Consider the following 977-nt stretch of genomic DNA (forward strand, 5'->3'; position numbering starts at 1 on the left):
GGCAGGAAGCAGATCGCGACCGTGCTGATCGGTATGCCTGCCTGGTTCCACCCGTGGGCGTACAGGTGTGCTTGCGTCTGGTACACGGCGGGTGGCCCGTCGTGCCTGTACTTGCGCAGGGAGGTGGTGGATACGTTTTTCCAGTCGATGACCATGCCCGCCTCAAGGTCGACGAGGTCGGTGCTGCCTGTGATGGGCGTGCCCGCGATGGTGCCGACCGTGATTTTCTGCTCGGTTAGATACCGCTGCAATGCGTCTGGACTGGCGTATTCTGGCCTGTCCCACTCAGCCCTGTTGAACGCGTCTTCAAGCCACAGGTGCATCGCCGTGCCGACCGTTGTTACCCACGGTATGCCCGCGTCGTGCTGCTCCCATCCGGCGAGGCGTGCTGCCAGGCAGTGGTCGCACGGGGTGCCGATCTCGCTGGGTCCGATCGTTTTCTGCAAGGACCGGGGGTGGTGTGTGATCGCGTGCACGATCACCTGTTCGGCGTCGGCTTGCGCCTGCTCGGGAGTGACGCCTGTGGGTTGGCTCCACGAGGGCAGGCGGCCTGTGATGGGTGCCTTGCTCATTTGATGGTGACTCCTGGCGTGCTCACCGTGTAGAAGCCATCCTGTTCAAGGACGATTGTGGGGATCATGCGTTTGACGGCCGCAATGTCGATGGTGGGTTTGTAGTATTCGGGGTTCCGCGTGGCCGGGTAGGCGGCTGCGAGTTTCTTAGTGTCGAGCCTGCGAGCGCCAGTCCTCACGGTGATCGTGTACCCGTCTTCCTCACGCGTTTCACCTTCGGGAATGAGCGTGCGCACGTGGTCTTCGAGCTGGTGCTTCTCGTCGGTCAGCTGGCTGATTTGCTTGTTGATTGTTTGGATTCGGCTGGCGGTTTGGGCGAGCGTCATGGTGGTCATTTCAGGTTCCTTACTGCGTTTGCGACGTCGTGGAGTTGTTTTTCGAGTTTGCTGATTGTCTTGTCTGTGT

At 60.7% G+C, this 977-nt stretch carries 2 protein-coding genes; both read right to left on the reverse strand.

The window, feature by feature from the left end:
- Positions 1-572, reverse strand: a 572-nt coding sequence (locus HMPREF2975_RS07150; RefSeq protein ID WP_227469315.1) for a hypothetical protein, incomplete at its 3' end; no start/stop codon positions are given.
- Entirely contained in the window at positions 569-907 is a 339-nt protein-coding gene (locus tag HMPREF2975_RS07155; protein ID WP_141757324.1) for a hypothetical protein, read from the reverse strand. The genes HMPREF2975_RS07155 and HMPREF2975_RS07150, both read right to left, overlap by 4 nt.
- Between the last annotated feature and the right edge of the window lie 70 nt (positions 908-977).

Origin of the sequence: Actinomyces sp. HMSC065F12, assembly GCF_001814535.1 — a bacterium.
GTDB lineage: Bacteria > Actinomycetota > Actinomycetes > Actinomycetales > Actinomycetaceae > Pauljensenia > Pauljensenia radingae_A.

Excerpts from the sequence above, each read along its gene's own strand:
- HMPREF2975_RS07155 (WP_141757324.1), bottom strand. The coding sequence starts at position 907 with ATGACCACCATGACGCTCGCCCAAACCGCCAGCCGAATCCAAACAATC.